The sequence below is a fragment of the Denitromonas iodatirespirans genome (genome assembly GCF_018524365.1).
Taxonomy (GTDB): Bacteria; Pseudomonadota; Gammaproteobacteria; order Burkholderiales; family Rhodocyclaceae; genus Nitrogeniibacter; species Nitrogeniibacter iodatirespirans.
Map to the genome: position 1 here is coordinate 1 of NZ_JAEKFT010000038.1, position 20,338 is coordinate 20,338.

20 protein-coding genes, 1 tRNA gene and 2 pseudogenes are annotated in these 20,338 nt (G+C 62.4%); 3 read left to right on the top strand and 20 right to left on the bottom strand.

Annotated elements, in window-relative coordinates:
- Together I8J34_RS21590 and I8J34_RS21595 are read left to right on the top strand one after the other, a co-directional pair.
- A pseudogene (locus I8J34_RS21590) lies at positions 1–209 on the top strand (IS3-like element ISAzo10 family transposase); the annotation flags it as partial.
- A 33-nt stretch (positions 210–242) separates the two neighbouring features.
- A pseudogene (locus I8J34_RS21595) lies at positions 243–506 on the top strand (IS3-like element ISAzo10 family transposase); the annotation flags it as partial.
- Between the two features lie 12 nt (positions 507–518).
- On the opposite strand, the gene I8J34_RS21600 reads toward I8J34_RS21595, so the two are convergent.
- Together I8J34_RS21600 and I8J34_RS21605 are read right to left on the bottom strand one after the other, a co-directional pair.
- On the bottom strand, positions 519–1,382 hold the full coding sequence (locus I8J34_RS21600) for a CBASS cGAMP-activated phospholipase (RefSeq protein WP_214363710.1): 864 nt from the start codon (positions 1,380–1,382) through the stop codon (positions 519–521).
- Between the two features lie 249 nt (positions 1,383–1,631).
- On the bottom strand, positions 1,632–2,585 hold the full coding sequence (locus I8J34_RS21605; protein WP_214363711.1) for a LysR family transcriptional regulator: 954 nt from the start codon (positions 2,583–2,585) through the stop codon (positions 1,632–1,634).
- 99 nt (positions 2,586–2,684) lie between these two features.
- Here I8J34_RS21605 and I8J34_RS21610 point away from each other — a divergent pair, with 99 nt between their 5' ends.
- Positions 2,685–3,623 carry a DMT family transporter gene (locus tag I8J34_RS21610; RefSeq protein WP_214363712.1) on the top strand — a complete coding sequence of 313 codons (939 nt, stop codon included), beginning with the start codon at positions 2,685–2,687 and terminating at the stop codon, positions 3,621–3,623.
- Between the two features lie 134 nt (positions 3,624–3,757).
- Here the strand turns inward: I8J34_RS21610 and I8J34_RS21615 are convergent, their stop codons facing one another.
- From I8J34_RS21615 to tpiA, 18 genes are all read right to left on the bottom strand, one after another.
- The gene (locus I8J34_RS21615) at positions 3,758–4,321 is read right to left on the bottom strand and encodes an NUDIX domain-containing protein (protein WP_214363713.1); all 564 of its coding nucleotides are present in this window, start codon (positions 4,319–4,321) and stop codon (positions 3,758–3,760) included.
- A gap of 73 nt (positions 4,322–4,394) precedes the next feature.
- Positions 4,395–5,888, bottom strand: a complete 1,494-nt coding sequence (nuoN, locus tag I8J34_RS21620; RefSeq protein WP_214363714.1) for an NADH-quinone oxidoreductase subunit NuoN — start codon at positions 5,886–5,888, stop codon at positions 4,395–4,397.
- Between the two features lie 37 nt (positions 5,889–5,925).
- A complete protein-coding gene (locus I8J34_RS21625; RefSeq protein WP_214363715.1) occupies positions 5,926–7,404 on the bottom strand; it encodes an NADH-quinone oxidoreductase subunit M in 1,479 nt (492 codons plus the stop codon).
- Between the two features lie 68 nt (positions 7,405–7,472).
- Positions 7,473–9,497, bottom strand: a complete 2,025-nt coding sequence (gene nuoL, locus I8J34_RS21630; RefSeq protein ID WP_214363716.1) for an NADH-quinone oxidoreductase subunit L — start codon at positions 9,495–9,497, stop codon at positions 7,473–7,475.
- Positions 9,498–9,509: 12 nt separating this feature from the next.
- On the bottom strand, positions 9,510–9,815 hold the full coding sequence (gene nuoK, locus I8J34_RS21635; protein WP_230411951.1) for an NADH-quinone oxidoreductase subunit NuoK: 306 nt from the start codon (positions 9,813–9,815) through the stop codon (positions 9,510–9,512).
- Positions 9,816–9,848: 33 nt separating this feature from the next.
- On the bottom strand, positions 9,849–10,451 hold the full coding sequence (locus I8J34_RS21640; RefSeq protein WP_214363718.1) for an NADH-quinone oxidoreductase subunit J: 603 nt from the start codon (positions 10,449–10,451) through the stop codon (positions 9,849–9,851).
- Between the two features lie 44 nt (positions 10,452–10,495).
- Positions 10,496–10,981 (bottom strand): NADH-quinone oxidoreductase subunit NuoI, encoded by a 486-nt coding sequence (nuoI, locus tag I8J34_RS21645; protein ID WP_214363719.1) that lies wholly within the window; start codon positions 10,979–10,981, stop codon positions 10,496–10,498.
- Between the two features lie 10 nt (positions 10,982–10,991).
- A complete protein-coding gene (nuoH, locus tag I8J34_RS21650; RefSeq protein ID WP_214363720.1) occupies positions 10,992–12,041 on the bottom strand; it encodes an NADH-quinone oxidoreductase subunit NuoH in 1,050 nt (349 codons plus the stop codon).
- On the bottom strand, positions 12,041–14,383 hold the full coding sequence (gene nuoG / locus I8J34_RS21655; RefSeq protein ID WP_214363721.1) for an NADH-quinone oxidoreductase subunit NuoG: 2,343 nt from the start codon (positions 14,381–14,383) through the stop codon (positions 12,041–12,043). Before nuoG ends, nuoH begins: the two co-directional genes overlap by 1 nt.
- Entirely contained in the window at positions 14,377–15,696 is a 1,320-nt protein-coding gene (nuoF, locus tag I8J34_RS21660; protein WP_214363722.1) for an NADH-quinone oxidoreductase subunit NuoF, read from the bottom strand. Before nuoF ends, nuoG begins: the two co-directional genes overlap by 7 nt.
- Entirely contained in the window at positions 15,693–16,169 is a 477-nt protein-coding gene (nuoE, locus tag I8J34_RS21665; RefSeq protein WP_214363723.1) for an NADH-quinone oxidoreductase subunit NuoE, read from the bottom strand. The genes nuoF and nuoE overlap by 4 nt, the downstream gene beginning before the upstream one ends.
- A 40-nt stretch (positions 16,170–16,209) precedes the next feature.
- Positions 16,210–17,463: an NADH-quinone oxidoreductase subunit D gene (locus I8J34_RS21670; RefSeq protein ID WP_214363724.1), complete on the bottom strand. Its 1,254-nt coding sequence runs from the start codon at positions 17,461–17,463 to the stop codon at positions 16,210–16,212.
- A complete protein-coding gene (locus I8J34_RS21675) occupies positions 17,456–18,061 on the bottom strand; it encodes an NADH-quinone oxidoreductase subunit C (RefSeq protein ID WP_214363725.1) in 606 nt (201 codons plus the stop codon). Before I8J34_RS21675 ends, I8J34_RS21670 begins: the two co-directional genes overlap by 8 nt.
- A gap of 15 nt (positions 18,062–18,076) precedes the next feature.
- Positions 18,077–18,553 carry a NuoB/complex I 20 kDa subunit family protein gene (locus I8J34_RS21680; protein ID WP_144173266.1) on the bottom strand — a complete coding sequence of 159 codons (477 nt, stop codon included), beginning with the start codon at positions 18,551–18,553 and terminating at the stop codon, positions 18,077–18,079.
- A 47-nt stretch (positions 18,554–18,600) separates the two neighbouring features.
- Positions 18,601–18,975 carry an NADH-quinone oxidoreductase subunit A gene (locus tag I8J34_RS21685; protein ID WP_214363738.1) on the bottom strand — a complete coding sequence of 125 codons (375 nt, stop codon included), beginning with the start codon at positions 18,973–18,975 and terminating at the stop codon, positions 18,601–18,603.
- A gap of 72 nt (positions 18,976–19,047) precedes the next feature.
- Positions 19,048–19,133: transfer RNA gene (locus tag I8J34_RS21690), tRNA-Leu, on the bottom strand.
- Between the two features lie 65 nt (positions 19,134–19,198).
- Positions 19,199–19,549: a preprotein translocase subunit SecG gene (gene secG, locus I8J34_RS21695; protein ID WP_214363726.1), complete on the bottom strand. Its 351-nt coding sequence runs from the start codon at positions 19,547–19,549 to the stop codon at positions 19,199–19,201.
- Between the two features lie 32 nt (positions 19,550–19,581).
- Positions 19,582–20,331 carry a triose-phosphate isomerase gene (gene tpiA, locus I8J34_RS21700; RefSeq protein WP_214363727.1) on the bottom strand — a complete coding sequence of 250 codons (750 nt, stop codon included), beginning with the start codon at positions 20,329–20,331 and terminating at the stop codon, positions 19,582–19,584.
- Positions 20,332–20,338 lie beyond the last annotated feature (7 nt).

Sequence of the window (20,338 nt, forward strand, 5' to 3'; positions counted from 1 at the left end):
CGCCCGTGCAGCGCCATGCCCTTGAGGACCGAGCGATCCTGGCCGCGCGCCATCAGACGTATCTTGAGGCTCGCGAACGCCATCCTGCACGCTGGTCCCGCGGGACACGCGACTGGACGCCAATCGGTGCGGTCACGCTCAATCCGGAGCGTGATGCGGCCATTTGCGGCCACGGTCATGCTGAAGACATAAAACGGTTGGTTGCATGAATCAGGCGACAACTATCTTGACTTGCTCCGCATGACTTCGTGCGCTGGTACAACTTCGAGCACCGGCACAGCACCATCCGCTACGTGACGCCCGTGCAGCGCCATGCCCTTGAGGACCGAGCGATCCTGGCCGCGCGCCATCAGACGTATCTTGAGGCTCGCGAACGCCATCCTGCACGCTGGTCCCGCGGGACACGCGACTGGACGCCAATCGGTGCGGTCACGCTCAATCCGGAGCGTGATGCGGCCATTTGCGGCCACGGTCATGCTGAAGACATAAAACGGTTGGTTGCATGAATCAGGCGACAACTATCTTGACTTGCTCCGCTCCTGCGAAGGCTCGTGATCGATGCGGACGTACCGGTCATCAAGCCGGTGCGACACCAGCTGGTCGACGAACTGCTGCTGGGAGGAAATGATTACGTTGAACAGCCGCTCGCCTTCCATCCAATCGGCGATGCCGAAGTCCCGGCCCATGCCGAAGGAGACGGAATAGCTTTTCGTCGTTGTGCCGACACTGAGCACCCGAACCGCGTCGATAGGCACACGGAAGTAATACTCCGCCTCGTGGATCGCTATGAGGTCGGGCGCGTTGGCGAACAGGCCTCCGTCCGCGTAAAGGTTGCCGCCGACCTCCGCCAACTCGAAAAAGGTCGGAGCCGCCGCCGTCGCCAGCGCTATATCGACGGCCTTGTACCGCCAGTCCCGGGACCATTCTTCCTTGTGCCTCGTTTTGAACACCTGGGGCACGCCCTGCGTCACGTTGACGGCGGGAATGGCCACAGGATGGACGGCGTCCCTGAGCAGGGTGTCCTTGCCGATCAGCTTGGTGACCGCCTCCCTCAGGGGGTCGGCAGAGTACCGCGGCTTCCGGCTGTGACGCCATAGGTCGTTCAGTTTTCCGAGCTTAGTCGACGGAGGTTCGTGCTCGGGGAATATGTCGAGGCCGTGGCTTTCAAAGACTTCCACCACCGATTCCATCGGGACTTCGAAGGCAACGGCAAGCGCTACGATCCCTCCTATCGAAGTTCCGCAAGTAAGGTCAAAATGCCTTCCGATACGGCCGCCGACGTACTCCTCGATCGTCTGTAACGCCCTGGCGGTGAACAATCCGCGGAACCCCCCGCCGGTAAGCGTCAACGCCTGAAACGGCGCGTCCTTATTCCATTCCATCGGTTCCTCAAGGCTCTGTGCTTTTGGAACCACATTCTATGCCCAATGTATGCACTCGCACACTTGTCGACTTTACATTCGGGCAAGGTTTGCGGACATCGGCTTAGGGTTGGAAGGGTGAATGCGCTGACTGGAAAGCTAGCGTCCAGCTTGATTTATTTCTGGAGGGCTGCTTACCGACACATTGCTGACGGATTCAGCAGGCCGGCCCAATGACCGGATTGGCCGATAAGGCGACGCCCCCTCTCCTCAAAATTCTCTGCGACCCACCACTGTACCGCCCTCCCCCTTCCCCAACCCATCCGCAATCCCCAACATGAAATCCACCACCACCCGCACTCTCGGCGCGCGGTAGCGGTCGGCGTGGTAGATGAGCCAGTTGCTGCCCTGGTAGCGGCCGAGCAGTTGCCAGCCGGGTAGCACGGGCACCAGCGTGCCGTTGGCGAGTTGTTGGCGGGTGGTGAAGTCGGGCAGGCAGGCGATGCCGTAGCCGGCTTGGGCGGCGTCGCGGCGGATTTCGCTGTGGTTGCTGGCGTAGCGGCCGCGCACGTGTACGACGCTGCGTTCGCTGCCGCGGACCAGGCACCATTCGTCGTCGCCGGGCAGTTCGGCCAGGTGCAGGCAGCTGTGCCGGGCGAGGTCGGCGGGGTGTTGCGGGGTGCCTTCGCGGGCGAGGTAGGCGGGGCTGGCGTAGAGCAGCGTGCGCACTTCCATGAAAGGGCGGGCGACGAAGCCCGGAGGCGGGTCGCCGAACTGCAGGGCGATGTCGACGCCTTCGGCAATGAAGTCCACCACTTGGTCGCTCGCCACGAGTTCAAGGTCGAGCTGGGGATAGGCGCCGAGCAGCGCTGGCAGTTCCGGGTGGATGAGCTGGCGCAGCGCGGCTTTGGGGGCGGCGATGCGAACCCGGCCTTCGACAGTGCTGGCATGGCTGGCGGCGCCGTCGCAGGCGGCGTGGGCGGCGTCGAGCATGGCGCGGGCGTGGCGCAGCACTTCTTGCCCGCCGGCGGTGAGGCGCAGGCGGCGGGTGCTGCGTTCAAGCACGGTGAGGCCGAGCGCAGCTTCGAGCCGGCCAATCTGGCGGCTCACTGCGGACGGCGTGGTGCCCTGCGCGCGGGCGGCAGCGCTGAAGGAGCCGGCTTCGGTCACGGTCACCAGCGCAGCAAGGTCGGACAGTAGGGGCAGCAGCTCATTTATTCTCACGGCGCACAAATCCTTTGCTTTTACGCCGGATTATCGGCACAGCGGCTAAGTTTCATACTGTTTGCCTGTCGATGCAAGTCTGCTGAGTGAGCCGAAAATATGATCCGCCTGCCCGCCGCCCCTGCCCTGCCCCAACTGCCGCCTGCCCTGTTGCTGCTGCTGACCGCCGCCATCTGGGGCAGCAGCTACAGCGTGGTGAAAACCGCGCTCGCCTGGTATCCGGTGGCAGGGGTGATTGCGATCCGTTTTCTGCTCACTGCGCTCTTGCTGGCGCCGTATTGGCTTCGACTACCATCCGCACAAAGGCGCCAGACGCTGGCGGTGGCGGCGCCGACCAGCCTCGGCCTGCTGGCGATCTTCTTTGCCGAGACGGCGGGCGTGGCACACACCAGTGCGGGCAATGCGGCGTTTCTGATCAGCCTGTGCCTGCTGCTGACGCCGCCAGTGGAATGGGCATGGTTTGGCCGCCGCCCGGCCGCGCGGCTGTGGCTGGCGGCAGGCATTTCGCTGCTGGGCACCTGGCTGCTGACCGATGTGGCTGCCGGTGGGCTGAATGGCGGTGACGCCCTCATGCTGTTGGCGGCGTTGCTGCGGGCTTTTCAGGGTTGCCTGACGACACGCCTGCTGCGTGGCAAGGCGGTGGACCACCTCGGCCTCACCGCGGCGCAGGGTTTGCTGGTGGGCGGCGGCGCGCTGGCGGTGCTGGCCTTTACGGGGGGCGTGCCGGCGCTGCCCTCGGCGGGCGCCTTCTGGGTGGCGCTGGGTTATCTCACGCTGGCTTGCACGCTGTTTGCATTCTGGGCGATGAACCGCGCGCTGGCGCAAAGCGACCCGACCCGGGTAGCCCTGCTGCTCGGCAGCGAACCGCTGTGGGGGGCGCTGTTCGCCGTGCTCTGGCTCGGCGAGCCGCTCGGGCCGAGCGGCTGGCTGGGTGGGGTGATGATTGCAGGGGCGGCGCTGTGGACGTCGGTGCCGAGAGATCGGGGGGCGGATCGGGCGAATGGCGCGGCGCGTGAAGCGGCGTCATTGGCGGGTTGAAACCCGCCCTACGGGGTGGTCTGCGACTGCGTGGGGCCGGTTTCAACCGGCCGACGGGTTCTGTATTCGTCAGCCTGCTGACGACAAATGGGAGCCGAGGTGGGTGCGCGTGGTTCAGTAGCAGCGCTACCGCACTAAGCACCGCCCCCTGCCAGGACTTTCCGCGCGAGATACAGCGCGGCCAGCGATTTTCCATCGGTGACTTCGCCAGCCGAGACTGCGGCATCCAGTTCATCGAAGCTGAGCGACAGGATTTCGAGGAATTCCCCTTCATCCCATTGGTGCCCGACATAGGTCAGCTCACGCGCGACAAACGCCTCGATGCGTTCGTTGGAGTAGCCAATGCATGGGTGCAGCGTGCCCACATGCTGCCAGTGTGCCGCCTCGTAGCCGGTCTCTTCGCGCAGTTCCCGCCGGGCGCAGGTTTCGATGGCTTCGCCCGGGTCGATCTTGCCGGCGGGCAGTTCGATGAAGCTGCGACGTAAGGGGTAGCGGAACTGCCGCTCAAGAATGACGCGCCCATCAGGCAGGATGGCGATGATCACCACCGCGCCGGGATGGGTGATGTATTCGCGCACGGCCGTTTTCCCGTCCGGCAGTCGCACCTGGTCGCGGTGCACTTTGAGCAACACGCCGTCGAATACCTGTTCGCCATTGAGGCGAGTCTCTTCGAGACTGTCTTCGTTTTGTATCAACATCGCAGGAGCGTCCTGAAAAACGTCGGGCCGCAGGACCTTCCGGTCGTGCGGCCCGCGATGGATTCGGTGGTGGTCAGCCCTGGAAGCTCGCCACCAACGCCAGCTGGCACAGATCGATCAGTTGCTGAGGCAGCAGGCCGAGGAACGCGATCGCCAAGCAGTTGGCCGACAATAGCACACGGATGTCGGCCGCCGCATGGATCGGCGCCGTGTCGACCGGCTCGTCGAAGTACATGACCTTGACCACGCGCAGGTAGTAGAAGGCGCCGATCAGCGACATCATCACGGCCAGCACGGCGAGCCAGACCATGTCGGCCGCCACCAGCGATTGCAGCACCGACAGCTTGGCGAAGAAGCCGATGAAGAACGGAATGCCGGCCATCGAGAACATGATGATCATCATCATCGCGGCGAACCACGAGCTGCGCTTGTTCAGGCCCTTGAGGTCGTCGATGTTCTCGGCCTCGAAGCCGGCACGCGACAGCAGCACGATCATGCCGAAGGAGGCCAGGCTCATCACCACGTAGGCGATTGCGTAGAACATGCTCGAGGTGTAGGCGTTGAGCGCGTTGAAGTGGTCGCCGTCGACCACGCCCGAGAGCAGGCCCAGCAGCAGGAAGCCCATGTGGGAGATGCCCGAGTAGGCCAGCATGCGCTTGAGGTTGGTCTGCGCGATGGCGGCGATGTTGCCGAGCACCAGCGAGCCGACGGCCATCAGCATCAGCATGGTCTGCCAATGCTCGGCCAGATCGAACAGGCCACCGACCAGCAGGCGCATGGCCATGGCGAAGGCGGCCAGCTTGGGCGCCGTGCCGATCATCAGCGTGACCGAGGTGGGCGCACCGTGATAGACGTCGGGCACCCACATGTGGAAAGGCACCACGCCGAGCTTGAAGGCCAGGCCGGCGACGATGAAGACCAGGCCGAACATCAGCACCGTCTTGCTCGACACGCCGTCATACACGGCCGCCTGATTGTAGATGGCCTGCGCCACGCCCGACAGCGACAGATTGCCGGTTGCGCCGTACACCATCGACATGCCGTAGAGCAGCAGGCCGGAGGCCAGTGCGCCGAGGATGAAGTACTTCATTGCCGCTTCGGTCGAACGCGCCGAATCGCGATCGAGCGCGACCAGGGCATACAGCGACAGCGACAGCATTTCGAGGCCGATGTAGAGCGAGAGGAAGTGGTTGGCGGTGACCATCACCATCATGCCGAGCGTCGAGAACAAGGCCAGCAGGTGGTACTCGGGCTTGTCGAAGCCGCGATCTGCGGCATAGCCGCGACCGTAGATCAGCGCGGTGATGACCGAGAAGCAGATCAACACCTTGAGCACGTCACCCATCAGATCGTCGACATACATGTCGCTGAGGGTGACCCGCACCTGGCCGTCCATGGTGAAGATGGTGATCAGCGTGGCGACGATCAGCGTCAGCTGGGTCATCACGTAGCCAAGGTGACGCGCAGACTCGCGCATGAAAACGGTCAGCAGCAAGATGACCAGCGACATGCCGGCCACGAACAGCTCCGTGGCGGCGGGGGCGAAGTCGGGGACTACAAAGTTCATCGTCGGACCAATCCCGTAAATATGTTCGGCTGGAGGCTCAGAGCTTGCTCGTTGCGACGTGCTGCAGCAGATCGTTGACCGAGGCGTGCATCACCTCGGTGATGGGCAGCGGATAGATACCCATGATCAGCGTGCAGATCGCCAGGATGGCAAGGAAGGCGAACTCCCGGCCGTTGATGTCTTCAAGCTTGGCCACTTCTTCGTTGCCGATCGCGCCGAACACCACCCGCTTGTACATCCAGAGCGTATAGGCAGCGCCGAGGATGAGCGTGGTCGCCGCGGCGAACGCCACCCAGAAGTTGTATTGCACCGCGCCGAGCGCCACCATGAACTCGCCGACGAAGCCGCTGGTGCCCGGCAAGCCGGCATTGGCCATGGCGAAGAGCATGAAGAAGGCGGCGAACTTCGGCATGGTGTTGACCACGCCGCCGTAGTCGGCGATCTGGCGCGAGTGCATGCGGTCGTAAAGTACGCCGATGCACAGGAACATGGCGCCGGAGACGAAACCGTGGGAGATCATCTGCACCAGTGCGCCTTCGACGCCCAGCGGATTGAAGATGAAGAAGCCCAGCGTAACGAAACCCATGTGGGCAATCGACGAGTAGGCCACCAGCTTTTTCATGTCGGCCTGCACCAGGGCGACGAAACCGATGTACACCACGGCGATCAGCGACAGCACGATCATCATCGGTGCCATGGCCTGCGAGGCATCGGGCACGATCGGCAAGGTGAAGCGCAGAAAACCATAGGCACCGAGCTTGAGGGCGATGGCGGCCAGCACCACCGAACCGCCGGTGGGCGCTTCGACGTGGGCGTCGGGCAGCCAGGTGTGCACCGGCCACATCGGCACCTTGACCGCAAAGGCGATCAGGAAGGCCCAGAACAGCAAAGTCTGCGCGCTCATGCCGATCGGCAGTTCATGCCAATCGAGGATGTTGAAGCTGCCGCTTTGCATGAACAGGTAGATCAGCGCGACCAGCATCAGCAGCGAGCCGGCCAGCGTGTAGAGGAAGAACTTGAACGCGGCATAGACGCGGTTGGCACCGCCCCACACACCGATGATCAGGTACAGCGGAATCAGCGAGGCCTCGAAGAAGACGTAGAACAGCAGGCCGTCGAGCGCCGAGAAGATGCCGTTGAGCAAGCCCGACATGATCAGGAAGGCAGCCATGTACTGGGCCACCTTGGTTTTGATGACCTCCCAGCCGGCGACCACCACGATCACGGTGATGAAGCTGTTGAGGATCACGAACAGCATCGACAGGCCATCGACGCCGAGGTAGTAATGGACGTTGAAGGCCGGAATCCAGCGCGCCAACTCAACGAACTGCATGGCGCTGGTGGTGTTGTCGAAGCCGGTATAGAGCGGAATCGTCACGAAGAAGCCGATCACCGCAGTGACCAGGGCGAGCGAGCGCGCCATCGGCGCATTCCGGTCGGAGCCCGTGGCAAGCACCAACAGGCCGCCGATGATCGGCACCCAGATCGCGAGACTGAGAAGAGGCATACCCGTCATCGTAACTATCCGTTCATGGCGTCGGCAGGACGCGATTGTTTCGTATTAAGCATGGCTGGCATGGCGCCTCAGACGACGCTGAACCACAGCGACAGCAGGATGCACACACCGATGATCATCGAGAAGGCGTACAGGTAGATGTGCCCGGACTGCCACAGGCGGCTGAGCTGCGCCACCAGGCTGACCGAACGCGCCGTCCCGTTGATGATCAGCCCGTCGATCACGCCTTGGTCGCCGCCCTTCCAGAGGCCCTGCCCCAGCAGGCGGGAACCGCCGGCGAAGACCACCTCGTTGAACTTGTCGAAGTAGTACTTGTTGTCGAGCAGCGTATGCAGCGGCTTGAAGGTGCGCATGATCGCGGCGGGGATCTCGGGCTTCACCAGGTAGAAGAACCACGCCACGACCACCCCGGCCATGGCCAGGAAGAATGGCAGGGTCGTGAAGCCGTGAATGGCCATCGCGGCAGCGCCGTGGAAGTGCTCAGCGAACTGTCCGATCGTGTCATGCGCCTCGGCCACATGGATCGCGCGCTTGAACCACTCGCCGAACAGCATGGGCTCGATGGTCATGAAACCGATCAGCACCGACGGAATCGCCAGCAGGATCAGCGGCACCGTCACCACCCAGGGCGACTCGTGCGGCTTCTGTCCGGGCGCCAGGCCGTGATGGTGATCGCCGGACGGCTCTTCGTCGTCATGGTCGCCATGATGGTCGTGATGTGTCTGACCGAAGCGCTCCTTGCCGTGGAAGACCAGGAAATACATGCGGAAGGAGTAGAAGGCGGTAATGAACACCCCGGCGATGACGCAGACGTAGGCGTAACCCGCGCCCGGGATCTGCGAGAAATGCACCGCTTCGATGATCGAATCCTTGGAGAAGAAGCCGGCAAAGAACGGGAAACCGATCAGCGCCAGCGAGCCGACCAGCGAGGTGAACCAGGTGATTGGCATGTATTTCCACAGGCCACCCATGTTGCGCATGTCCTGGTCGTGGTGCATGCCGATGATCACCGAGCCGGCACCGAGGAACAGCAGGGCCTTGAAGAAGGCATGCGTCATCAGGTGGAACACCGCTGCGGAGTAGGCCGACACGCCCAGCGCCACGGTCATGTAGCCGAGCTGGGACAGCGTCGAGTAGGCCACCACCCGCTTGATGTCGTTCTGGACGATGCCGAGGAAACCCATGAACAAGGCCGTGGTCGCACCGATCACGATGACGAAGGACAGCGCAGTCTCGGACAGCTCGAACAGCGGCGACATGCGCGCCACCATGAAGATACCGGCGGTCACCATGGTCGCCGCGTGGATCAGCGCGGAGATCGGCGTCGGGCCTTCCATCGAATCGGGCAGCCACACATGCAGCGGCACCTGGGCCGATTTGCCCATGGCGCCGATGAACAGGCAGATGCAGATCACGCTGATCAGCAGCCAGGGCGCGCCCGGGAACAGCTCGATGGTCTTGGCGGCCAGCGCGTCGGCCTGCGAGAACACTTCGGCGTAATTGAGGCTGCCGGTGTAGGCGGCCACCAAGCCGATACCGAGCAGGAAGCCGAAGTCACCTACGCGGTTGACCAGGAAGGCCTTCATGTTGGCGAAGATGGCGGTCGGGCGGGTGTACCAGAAACCGATCAGCAGGTAAGAGACGAGGCCCACCGCTTCCCAGCCGAAGAACAGCTGCAGGAAGTTGTTGGACATCACCAGCATCAGCATCGAGAAGGTGAACAGCGAGATGTAGCTGAAGAAGCGCTGGTAGCCGGGATCCTCGTGCATGTAGCCGATGGTGTAGACGTGCACCATCAGCGATACGAAGGTCACCACCAGCATCATCATCACGGTGAGCTCGTCGATCAGGAAGCCGACCTCGAAGCTCAGGTTGCCGCTGGTGGCCCAGGTGTAGACCGTGCCGTTGAAGGTGTTGCCGGCCTGAACATCCTGATAGATCAGGACCGAGGCGACGAAGGCCACGGCAACGCCGAGGATGGTCGCGATATGCGCCCCGGTGCGCCCGATGACCTTGCCGAACAGACCGGCGAGGATCGCCCCCGCCAGCGGCGCCAGCGGAACGACCAGGTAGAGACTATTCATTTCCGACATCGAGACGCTTCCTTAACCCTTGAGGCTATCCAGATCATCCACGTGGATGGTGCGCAAGTTGCGGAACAGCACCACCAGGATCGCCAGGCCGATCGCAGCTTCCGCAGCGGCCACGGTGAGGATGAAGAACACGAAGATCTGGCCGGCGAGATCGCCCAGGTAATGGGAGAACGCGACGAAATTCAGATTCACCGACAGCAGCATCAACTCGATGGCCATCAGCAGGACGATCAGGTTCTTCCGGTTGAGGAAGATCCCGACCACGCTGATCGCAAACAGCGCCGCGCCCAGGATGAGATAGTGGGAAAGCGAAAGCATCAATGACTCCCTGAAAGCGACCGTGCGCTCCGATTATTCTTTTTCCGCCGGCATCGACAGCAATTCGATGCGATCGGCCCGCTTGACGGCGATCTGGCGTGCCGGATCGAGATAGCGGCTACCGGCGCGCTTGCGCAGCGTGAGCGCCACGGCGGCCACCATGGCCACCAAGAGCACCAGCGAGGCGAGTTCGAACGGATACACGTAGTCGGTGTACAGCACCCGGCCCAGCTCGCGTGTGTTGCTGTAGCCGGCCTGTGCCGCCGGCGGCTCGGGCATGGCGTCGAGACCGAAATACGGGCCGCTGAGCACCAGCACCATTTCGGCCAGCATGATGACGCCAACCACTGCGCCCACCGGCAGATAACTCCAAAAGCCCTCGCGCAGGCGGTCGACGTTGATGTCGAGCATCATCACCACGAACAGGAACAGCACCATCACCGCACCGACGTACACCATCACCAGGGTGATGGCGAGAAACTCGGCCTGCAGCAGCAGCCAGATGCCCCCTGCATTGAAGAAAGTCAGCACCAGGAACAGGGCCGCATGCACCGGGTTGCGGACGGTGATGACGCGCAGCGCCGCCAAGACCATCACCGTGGCCAGCAAGTAGAAAACGAAAGTCTTGAAATCCATGCTCGGGGTTCTCCGGAGACCGCTCGGGCCTCGCGTTACGCGCTTTACCGGTACTGCGCCTCGATCTCGCGATCCTTGGCAATCTGGGCTTCGTTGCGGTCGCCGACGGCCAGCAGCATCTGTTTGGTGTAGTACAGGTCGCCGCGCTTTTCGCCGTGATATTCGAACACCCGCGTCTCGACGATGGCATCCACCGGACAGGCCTCTTCGCAGAAACCGCAGAAGATGCACTTGGTCAGGTCGATGTCGTAGCGCGTGGTCCGCCGCGAGCCGTCGTCACGCTGCTCCGACTCGATGGTGATCGCCAGCGCCGGGCACACCGCCTCGCACAACTTGCAGGCAATGCAGCGCTCTTCGCCGTTCGGATAGCGACGCAAGGCATGCAGGCCACGGAAACGCGGGCTTTGCGGCGTTTTTTCTTCCGGGAACTGCACCGTGATCTTGCGCGCAAAGAAGTGACGCCCGGTCAGCGCCATCCCCTTGAGCAATTCCTTCAGCAGAAGGCTGCCAAAAAAGTCTCTTGCACCCATCGTTCGCCTCTCAGTTCCAGATCGACAGCGGGGACATGATCCACACTGCGACAACGAGGACCCAGAACAGCGTCAGCGGCAGGAACACCTTCCAGCCCAGACGCATGATGTGGTCATAACGGAAGCGCGGGAATGTCGCCCGCGCCCACAGGAATACCAGCACGACCAGCGAGGTCTTGACCGCCAGCCAGTGGAAACCGTCGGGAATGAACCCGACCGGCGACAGCCAGCCGCCCAGGAACAGGATGGCGGTCATGATGCTGACCAGCCACATGTTGGCGTATTCGGCCAGGAAGAACAGCGCGAAGGTCATGCCGGAGTATTCGACCATGTGCCCGGCCACGATCTCCGATTCGCCTTCCACCACGTCGAACGGTGCGCGGTTTGTCTCGGCGATGCCGGAGATCAGGAACACCACGAACATCGGGAACAGCGGCAGCCAGTTCCAGCTCAGGAAGCCCAGGCCCATGTCGGCGAACTGCCCCTGCCCTTGCGCACGCACGATCTCGGTCAGGTTCAGAGACGCGGAGATCATCAACACGCAGACCAGCGCGAAACCCATCGCCAGCTCGTAGGACACCATCTGCGCGGCGGCGCGCAAGGTGCCGAGGAACGGGTACTTGGAGTTCGATGCCCAGCCGGCAATGATCACACCGTAGACCTCGAGCGAGGTGATCGCCAGCAAAAACAGCAGACCGGCATCGACGTTGGCCAGTACACCACCATCCCAGAACGGCACCACCGCCCAGGCGGCCAGCGACGGCGCGATGGCGAGAATCGGGCCAATGATGAACAGGCCCTTGCTCGTGGCGGACGGTACCAGCACCTCTTTGAGCAACAGCTTGACGCCGTCGGCAATCGGTTGCAGCAGACCGAGCGGACCGACCCGGTTGGGGCCGATACGCACCTGCATGTAGCCGATGACCTTGCGCTCGGCGTAGGTCAGGTAGGCCACGCAGATCATCAGCGGCGCGATGATCGCGACGATCTTCGCCAAGGTCCAGACGGCCGGCCAGGCGGCGCCGAACAACGAAGCGATCGGTTCGAGAAAGGCTTCCATCAGACGCGCTCCAGGGTCACGACGGCAAACGGCGCACCCAGGCCCGCCGTGCTCTCATGTGCGGTGGCAATGCGCACGCAGCCCTCGGCCAGCGTATCGTCGATCGCCACATTCAGTTGGGCACTGCCCTGCCCGCTCTTGGCTTGCACCGTGTCACCGGCGTTCAGCCCCTGCGCGCTCAGGGTGGCTGCAGACAGGTAGGCCAAAGGCGCCGCCGCATCGCGGGTGCGTTGAAGCGCCGGCGCACGGCGCACGATGGCGTCGGTGGCGTAGATCGGCACCTCGGCCACACGCTCCAGGCCGTCCACCGCCGCAATAGATGCGATCGACAGACCGTCGAGTGTGTTGTCCAGCCCCGCCACCGGGAATGCCGCAACATCCAGCACCTCGGCACGCACCGCCTCGGAATCGGTGTACTCGAAGCCGTCGAGCGACAGCAGATTGCCCAGCACGCGCAGCACCTTCCAGGCCGGGCGGGTGTCGCCCTGCGGCTTGGCCACGGCGACGAAGCTCTGCGCGCGACCTTCCGCACTGACAAAGGTGCCGGAGGTTTCGGTAAAGGGCGATACCGGCAGCAGCACATGACTGACGGCCCGCAGCTCGGGGCTGTCGAAGGCAGAGAGGCTGACGACGAAGTCCGCCCCGGCGATCGCGTCGCGAGCGGCCGCACCGCCGGCGCAATCCAGCGACGGCTCGACATTCAGCAACAGGTAGGACTTGAGCGACTGGGTCAGCATCGCGGCGGCATGCTTGCCACCACGGCGCGGCAGCGCCCCGGCCAGATGGCCGCCAACGCTGTTGGCCGCCTCGCCGATCACACCGAAGCGTGCGCCGGTGATGGCGGCGATCTCCTGCGCGATGCGCTGCAGCGTCGCCGCTTGCGGATGCTGCGCGGCGAAATTGCCCAGCCAGATCGCGACGGACTGACCACTGCCCAGCAGCTCGGCCACGGCCTTGGCCTCGGCAGACACCACGGCCGGCAGCAGCGACTGCAGCGAACCATCGACCGCTTTGCCACCGGCGTCGGCCACAGCCTTGAGCACCGCCGCCAAAGCCGCCACCATCTCGGCGGGCTTGGGTTGGATTCTTGCAGCCACCGGCAGCAGCCAATCGTCGGCCGTCGGGTGAATGCTGGCGATCTTCAGGCCGCGTTTGGCCGCCTGACGCACCCGCTGACTCAGCAGCGGGTGATCCTTGCGCAGGAAGCTGCCGACCACCAGCAGGCGATCGAGCTCGCCCACCTCGGCCACCGGCAGGCCCAGCCACGGCGCGCCCTTGGCAACGCCATCGGCCGAGAAATCGGTTTGGCGCAGACGGAAGTCGATGTTGTCGCTGCCCAGTGCGCGCACCAGTTTCTGTGCCAGATACAGCTCTTCCACCGTGGCACTGGGCGCGGCCAGCGCACCGAACTGCTCTGGACCGGCAGCGGCCACGACGGCCTTGAGGCGGCTAGCGGCGAATTCGAGGGCGCTCTGCCAGTCGGCTTCCTGCCAGGTGTCGCCCTGGCGGATCATCGGCTTGGTCAGGCGCGAGGCGCTGTTGAGACCTTCGTACGAGAAACGGTCGCGGTCGGACAGCCAGCACTCGTTGATCGCTTCGTTCTCGAGCGGTAGCACGCGTTTGACCACGTCATGCTTGACCTGGACGATCAGGTTGCTGCCCAGCGAATCGTGCGGGCTGACCGACTTGCGACGGGCCAGCTCCCAGGTGCGAGCGGCGAAACGGAAAGGCTTGGAGGTCAGCGCGCCGACCGGGCACAGGTCGATGATGTTGCCCGACAGTTCGGAATCGACCGTCTTCTCGACGAAGGGCATGATTTCCGAGTGCTCGCCGCGGAAGGCCTGGCCCAGTTCCATCAGGCCGGCGATCTCTTGGGTGAAGCGCACGCAGCGGGTGCAATGGATGCACCGCGTCATGTCGGTCGATACCAGCGGGCCGAGGTTCTTGTTGAACACCACCCGCTTCTCTTCCTGGTAGCGGGACTTGCTCTCACCGTAGCCGACCGCCAGATCCTGCAGCTGGCACTCGCCACCCTGATCGCAGATCGGGCAATCCAGCGGATGGTTGATGAGGAGAAACTCCATCACCCCTTTTTGCGCCTTGACGGCCGCTTCGGAGTTGGTCCACACCTTCATGCCGTTGGTGACCGGCGTGGCACAGGCCGGCAGCGGCTTGGGCGCCTTCTCGACCTGGACCAGGCACATCCGGCAGTTGGCCGCGATGGACAGTTTCTTGTGATAGCAGAAGTGGGGGATGTACACGCCCACCTGGTTGGCAGCATCCATCACGGTGCTGCCGTCAGCGACCTGAAGCTGCTTGCCGTCGATCTCGATTTCTAGCATGACGGGCCTACGTAGATTTTGCTGCCTTCACGCTGGACGTCTTCCGGCACGAGACAGGTCTTGTGTTCGATGTGATAGGCGAATTCATCGCCGAAATGCTTGATGAAGCTCTGCACCGGCATGGAGGCGGCATCGCCGAGCGCACAGATGGTGCGGCCCATGATGTTGCCGGTGACACTGTTCAGCAGGTCGAGGTCGTCGGGCCGGCCCTGGCCGTGCTCGATGCGATGCACCACGCGGTACAGCCAGCCGGTGCCTTCGCGGCACGGCGTGCATTGGCCGCAGGACTCTTCGAAATAGAAATAGGACAGACGCTCCAGCGCGCGCACCATGCAGGTGGTCTCGTCCATGACGATCACTGCGCCAGACCCGAGCATCGACCCCGCCTTGGAGATCGAGTCGTAGTCCATGGTGCAGTCCATCATGATGTCGGCCGGCACCACCGGCGAGGACGAACCGCCCGGGATCACGCCCTTGAGCTTGCGGCCGCCGCGCATGCCGCCAGCCATTTCCAGCAACTCGGAGAACGGGGTCCCCAGCTCGATCTCGTAGTTGCCCGGCCGATTGACATGCCCGGAGATCGAAAACAGCTTGGTGCCGCCGTTGTTCGGCTTGCCGTAGTTGAGAAAGGTCTCGCCGCCGTCGCGCATGATGAAAGGCACGGAAGCGAAGGTCTCGGTGTTGTTGATCGTCGTCGGCTTGCCGTACAGGCCGTAGCTGGCCGGGAACGGCGGCTTGAAGCGCGGCTGCCCCTTCTTGCCTTCGATCGATTCAAGCAGCGCGGTCTCTTCGCCGCAGATATAGGCGCCGTAACCGTGATGCGCGAACAATTCGAAGCTGAAGTCGGAACCGAGGATCTTCTGCCCGATGAAGCCCGCTTCGCGCGCTTCGGCCAATGCCTCTTCGAAACGTTCGTAGATCTCGAAGACTTCGCCGTGGATGTAGTTGTAGCCCCGCTCGCAGCCCATGGCATAGGCGGCGATCGCCATCCCCTCGATGACCGAATGCGGGTTGTAGCGCAGGATGTCTCGGTCCTTGAAGGTGCCCGGCTCGCCTTCGTCAGAGTTACAGGCCAGATACTTGGCCCCCGGGAAGGAGCGCGGCATGAAGCTCCACTTGAGACCGGTCGGGAAGCCCGCACCGCCCCGCCCCCGCAGCACCGACGCCTTGACCTCGGCGATGATGTCCGCCGGCGGCGTGCTCTCGGCAATGATCTTCTTCAGCGCGGCATAGCCGCCACGCGCCATGTAATCCTTCAGCCGCCAGGTGCGGTCGCCGTCCAGGCCGGCGAGGATGAGATTGCGTTCGCTCATTTCGCCAGGTCCGCCAGCATTTGATCGATCTTCTCGGTGGTCATCCAGCTGCACATCCGGTGATTGTTGTGCAGCAATACCGGCGCATCGCCACAGGCACCCATGCACTCACCCTCTTTGAGCGTGAAATTGCCATCGGGCGTGGTTTCGTTGAAATCGATACCGAGCTTCTGTTTCAGGTATTCGGCCGCCTGCACACCGCCGGACAAGGCACAGGGCAGATTCGTGCACACCGTGATCTTGTGTTTGCCGACGGGCTCAAGGTCGTACATGTTGTAGAAACTCGCCACCTCGAAGGCGGCGATTGCCGGCATCTCGAGATATTGGGCGACCTCATCGATCGTTTCCCGGGCCAGCCAGCCCTTCTCCTGCTGCGCGATACGCAACGCGGCCATCACCGCGGACTGCTTCTGGTCCGGCGGATACTTGGCGACCTCTACATCGATCAGTTTCAGCGATTCCTGGCTCAGCATCTTCTGCCCATACCCGATAATTTGCGTTCTTCGGCCCGTCTCAGCGATCGATCTCGCCGAACACGACGTCCATGGTTCCGATGATGGCGACCACGTCGGCAATCAGGTGCCCCTTCGCCATCACGTCCATCGCCGACAGGTGCGCGAAACCCGGTGCGCGCAGCTTCAGGCGATACGGCTTGTTCGCCCCATCCGAAACGGCATAGACGCCGAATTCGCCTTTCGGATGCTCGACAGCGGCATACACTTCACCGGCCGGCACATGCATCCCTTCCGAGAAGAGCTTGAAGTGGTGAATCAGCTCTTCCATGTTCGCCTTCATCGACTCCCGCGACGGCGGCGCCACTTTATGGTTGGCGCAGATCACCGGTCCGGGATTCTTGCGCAGCCACTCGATACACTGCTTGATGATCCGGTTCGACTGGCGCATCTCTTCCATGCGCACCAGATAGCGATCGTAGCAATCGCCCTCCTTGCCCACCGGAATATCGAAATCCAGCCGGTCATACACTTCATACGGCTGCTTCTTGCGCAAATCCCAAGCCACGCCCGAGCCGCGCAACATCGCCCCGGTAAAGCCCCAGGCCTTGGCCTGCTCAGGCGTCACCACACCGATACCGACGGTCCGTTGCTTCCAGATCCGGTTGTCGGTGAGCAGCGTTTCATAGTCGTCGCAGTATTTCGGGAAGCGATTGGTGAAGTCTTCCAGAAAATCGAGCAGCGAACCTTGACGGTTCTCATTTAATTGACGAACCGTCTCGGCATTCTTCCACTTCGACACTTCGTACTGCGGCATACGATCCGGCAAATCGCGATACACACCGCCCGGCCGATAGTAAGCCGCGTGCATCCGCGCACCGGACACCGCTTCATAGGCATCCATCAGGTCTTCACGTTCGCGGAACGTGTAGAGCACCATGGTCATCGCGCCGATATCCAGCGCGTGCGTACCGATATTCAAGAGATGATTGAGAATCCGGGTGATCTCGTCGAACATCACGCGGATATATTGGCCGCGCTCCGGCACCTCGACACCCAGAAGGCGTTCGATTGCCATGCAATAGGCATGCTCGTTGCACATCATCGACACATAGTCGAGGCGATCCATGTACGGCACCGACTGTACCCAGGTGCGCGTCTCGGCAAGCTTCTCGGTGCCGCGGTGCAACAGACCGATGTGCGGATCGGCACGCTCGACCACTTCGCCGGCGAGTTCGAGCACAAGGCGCAGCACACCGTGCGCGGCCGGGTGCTGAGGCCCGAAGTTGATCGTGTAATTGCGAATTTCAGCCATGACCGACATCTCCGTAACTGGCCTCGCGCACCACCCGCGGCGTATTCTCGCGCGGCTCGATGGTGACGGGCTGATACACCACCCGACCCTGCTCGGGGTCGTAGCGCATTTCCACATAACCGGAGACCGGGAAATCCTTGCGGAAAGGATGGCCGACAAATCCATAGTCGGTCAGGATGCGGCGCAAATCGGGATGACCGGAGAACATGATGCCGAACAGATCGAAAGCTTCGCGCTCGAACCAGTTCGCGCTGGGCCACACATCGCAAAGTGAATCGAGCACCGGAAAGCCATCATCCGGCGCAAAGGCGCGCAGACGCAAACGCCAATTATTGACAATGGACAGCAAATGGGTCGACGCGGCATAGCGCTCACGCGTCCATTCACGATTACCCCAGGTGGAATAATCCACGCCGGAAACATCGATCAACTGATCAAAGCCAAATTCCGGACGGTCCCGCAACTCAATGGCAACCGCATGGCAATCATCAGCCGCAACCTCGATGGTCACTTCGCCCCGATCAACCACGATCGACTTGGCGCGTTCGCCAAAATGCTCGCTGAGCAAGACCGAGAGACGTTCAATTTTCGTCGTCATTTCATTACCTTCCGGTCAGCGCGCAATGGTATTGGTCGACCGGATCTTCCGCTGCAGCTGAATGATTCCGTAGATCAACGCTTCTGCAGTCGGCGGGCAGCCAGGCACATAGACATCGACCGGAACAACCCGATCGCAGCCCCGGACCACGGAGTAGGAATAGTGGTAGTACCCACCCCCATTGGCACAGGAGCCCATGGAAATCACCCAGCGCGGCTCGGCCATCTGGTCGTAGACCTTACGCAGGGCCGGCGCCATCTTGTTGCACAGCGTACCGGCAACAATCATGACATCCGACTGACGCGGGCTAGGCCGAAACACCACGCCGAAGCGGTCTAGGTCATAGCGCGAACAGCCGGCATGGATCATTTCAACGGCACAGCAGGCCAAACCGAAAGTCATCGGCCACAACGATCCGGTACGGGTCCAATTGATTACCGTATCCAGAGAGGTCGTGACAAAACCCTCTTTCAAAACACCTTCGATACTCATGTCACCTCTTGCCGCAAGGCAGATTCAAGGGTGAAGCAGCCGGAGAATCACTCCCAGTCCAGAGCGCCTTTTTTCCACACCCAGACGTAACCGATCAGGAGAATGCCTAAGAAGACAAGCATCTCGAAAAAACCGAACAAGCGCAGGGATTCAGTACCGGCAATTTCCTGGAGAATCGTTGCCCACGGAAACAGGAAGGCAATCTCCAGATCAAAAATAATGAAAAGAATAGCGAGCAGGTAATAACGCACATCAAATTTCATGCGCGCATCTTCGAAGGGCTCAAAGCCGCACTCGTAGGGGGAGAGTTTTTCGCTATCGGGGCGGTGCGGCCCAATAAGCCGACCCATGACGATCGGCGCGACACCAAAGGCGAGCCCGACCAAGATGAAAACAAGCACGGGGAAATAGTTTTCGAGCATCATCGATCCCGGTCTTTGTTTGCGGAAAATCCGCATGGAAACGCCCGCATACTGCGGGCGTCCAAGTATTTCTGGTGCCGACGGTGAGACTCGAACTCACACGACTTTACGTCACCACCCCCTCAAGATGGCGTGTCTACCAATTTCACCACGTCGGCACACATAGCGTTACAGCGGGACGAATTATACGACTTCTACCGCGCTGCGCAAACTTTTTTGCACCTTATTTGGGCACCGTATTCACTTTCGAATCCGAACCGCTCGTCGGGGCCGGAACCGTCTCGCCAGCCGCGGGAACGGCCTGCTCCATCACGCTGGCGGGCACCGTCCGCGCGCTGCTGGCAAGGTAGCTCAGCCCGAGGCTGGTCACAAAGAAGACGGTTGCCAACACGCCGGTCGTCCGGCTCATGAAGTTGGCCGAACCGGATGCACCAAACAGGCTACCCGACGCACCACTGCCGAACGCGGCCCCGGCATCCGCGCCTTTGCCGTGCTGCAGCAAGACCAGCCCGATGACACCGATACCCACCAGGACATGCACGGTCAGTACAATCGAAAACAGATAGCTACCCATGATTCACTCGTTCCTGAACTAGAAAGTTCTTATCAAACGACGACTGCCGCATTGCAGATCGCCAAAAAAGCTTCGGCATCGAGCGCGGCGCCCCCGATCAGGCCACCGTCGATGTCATCCACCGCAAACAAGGCCGGCGCGGTTTCCGGCTTCACGCTGCCGCCATACAAAATTCTGACCGTCTTCGCCGCCGCAGCCGACACCTTCGCCAGCGCAGCGCGGATGTCGGCATGCACCTCGGCCGCCTCGGCCACACTGGCGGACAGGCCGGTGCCGATCGCCCAGACCGGCTCGTAGGCAATCACCAGCCGCTCGACCAGCGACGCGCCGAGCGCCAGCACCGGCGCCAACTGGGCCGCAATCACCGTAGCGGTGCGCCCCGACAAGCGCTCCTCGCGGGTTTCCCCCACGCATACGATCGGGGTCATCCCCGCACGCAAGGCCGCCGCCGCCTTTTCTGCAACACGCTGACTCGACTCGGCATGCCTCGCCCGACGCTCGGAGTGACCGACGATCACGTAGCGACAGCCCATTTCGTTCAACATGCCGGCACTGATTTCGCCGGTAAACGCCCCGTCTTCGCACTCGCTGACATCCTGCGCACCGAGTTGCAGGCGCGCGCCGCCGATGGCCGCCTGGGTATCGCTCAGGTACACGAAAGGCACACAGACCGCCACCTCGGGCCCCTGCGGCAAGCGGGAAACCAGCGTCGGCACGAGCGATGCCACCATCTCGCGCCGTCCGTGCATTTTCCAGTTCCCGGCGACCAGTTTTGTTCTCATACGCGTT

Coding starts and splice junctions, on each gene's coding strand:
- I8J34_RS21600 (WP_214363710.1), bottom strand. CDS start 1,382: ATGGAATGGAATAAGGACGCGCCGTTTCAGGCGTTGACGCTTACCGGC.
- I8J34_RS21610 (WP_214363712.1), top strand. CDS start 2,685: ATGATCCGCCTGCCCGCCGCCCCTGCCCTGCCCCAACTGCCGCCTGCC.
- I8J34_RS21615 (WP_214363713.1), bottom strand. CDS start 4,321: ATGTTGATACAAAACGAAGACAGTCTCGAAGAGACTCGCCTCAATGGC.
- nuoN (WP_214363714.1), bottom strand. CDS start 5,888: ATGAACTTTGTAGTCCCCGACTTCGCCCCCGCCGCCACGGAGCTGTTC.
- I8J34_RS21625 (WP_214363715.1), bottom strand. CDS start 7,404: ATGACGGGTATGCCTCTTCTCAGTCTCGCGATCTGGGTGCCGATCATC.
- nuoL (WP_214363716.1), bottom strand. CDS start 9,497: ATGTCGGAAATGAATAGTCTCTACCTGGTCGTTCCGCTGGCGCCGCTG.
- nuoK (WP_230411951.1), bottom strand. CDS start 9,815: ATGCTTTCGCTTTCCCACTATCTCATCCTGGGCGCGGCGCTGTTTGCG.
- I8J34_RS21640 (WP_214363718.1), bottom strand. CDS start 10,451: ATGGATTTCAAGACTTTCGTTTTCTACTTGCTGGCCACGGTGATGGTC.
- nuoI (WP_214363719.1), bottom strand. CDS start 10,981: ATGGGTGCAAGAGACTTTTTTGGCAGCCTTCTGCTGAAGGAATTGCTC.
- nuoH (WP_214363720.1), bottom strand. CDS start 12,041: ATGGAAGCCTTTCTCGAACCGATCGCTTCGTTGTTCGGCGCCGCCTGG.
- nuoG (WP_214363721.1), bottom strand. CDS start 14,383: ATGCTAGAAATCGAGATCGACGGCAAGCAGCTTCAGGTCGCTGACGGC.
- nuoF (WP_214363722.1), bottom strand. CDS start 15,696: ATGAGCGAACGCAATCTCATCCTCGCCGGCCTGGACGGCGACCGCACC.
- nuoE (WP_214363723.1), bottom strand. CDS start 16,169: ATGCTGAGCCAGGAATCGCTGAAACTGATCGATGTAGAGGTCGCCAAG.
- I8J34_RS21670 (WP_214363724.1), bottom strand. CDS start 17,463: ATGGCTGAAATTCGCAATTACACGATCAACTTCGGGCCTCAGCACCCG.
- I8J34_RS21675 (WP_214363725.1), bottom strand. CDS start 18,061: ATGACGACGAAAATTGAACGTCTCTCGGTCTTGCTCAGCGAGCATTTT.
- I8J34_RS21680 (WP_144173266.1), bottom strand. CDS start 18,553: ATGAGTATCGAAGGTGTTTTGAAAGAGGGTTTTGTCACGACCTCTCTG.
- I8J34_RS21685 (WP_214363738.1), bottom strand. CDS start 18,975: ATGCTCGAAAACTATTTCCCCGTGCTTGTTTTCATCTTGGTCGGGCTC.
- secG (WP_214363726.1), bottom strand. CDS start 19,549: ATGGGTAGCTATCTGTTTTCGATTGTACTGACCGTGCATGTCCTGGTG.
- tpiA (WP_214363727.1), bottom strand. CDS start 20,331: ATGAGAACAAAACTGGTCGCCGGGAACTGGAAAATGCACGGACGGCGC.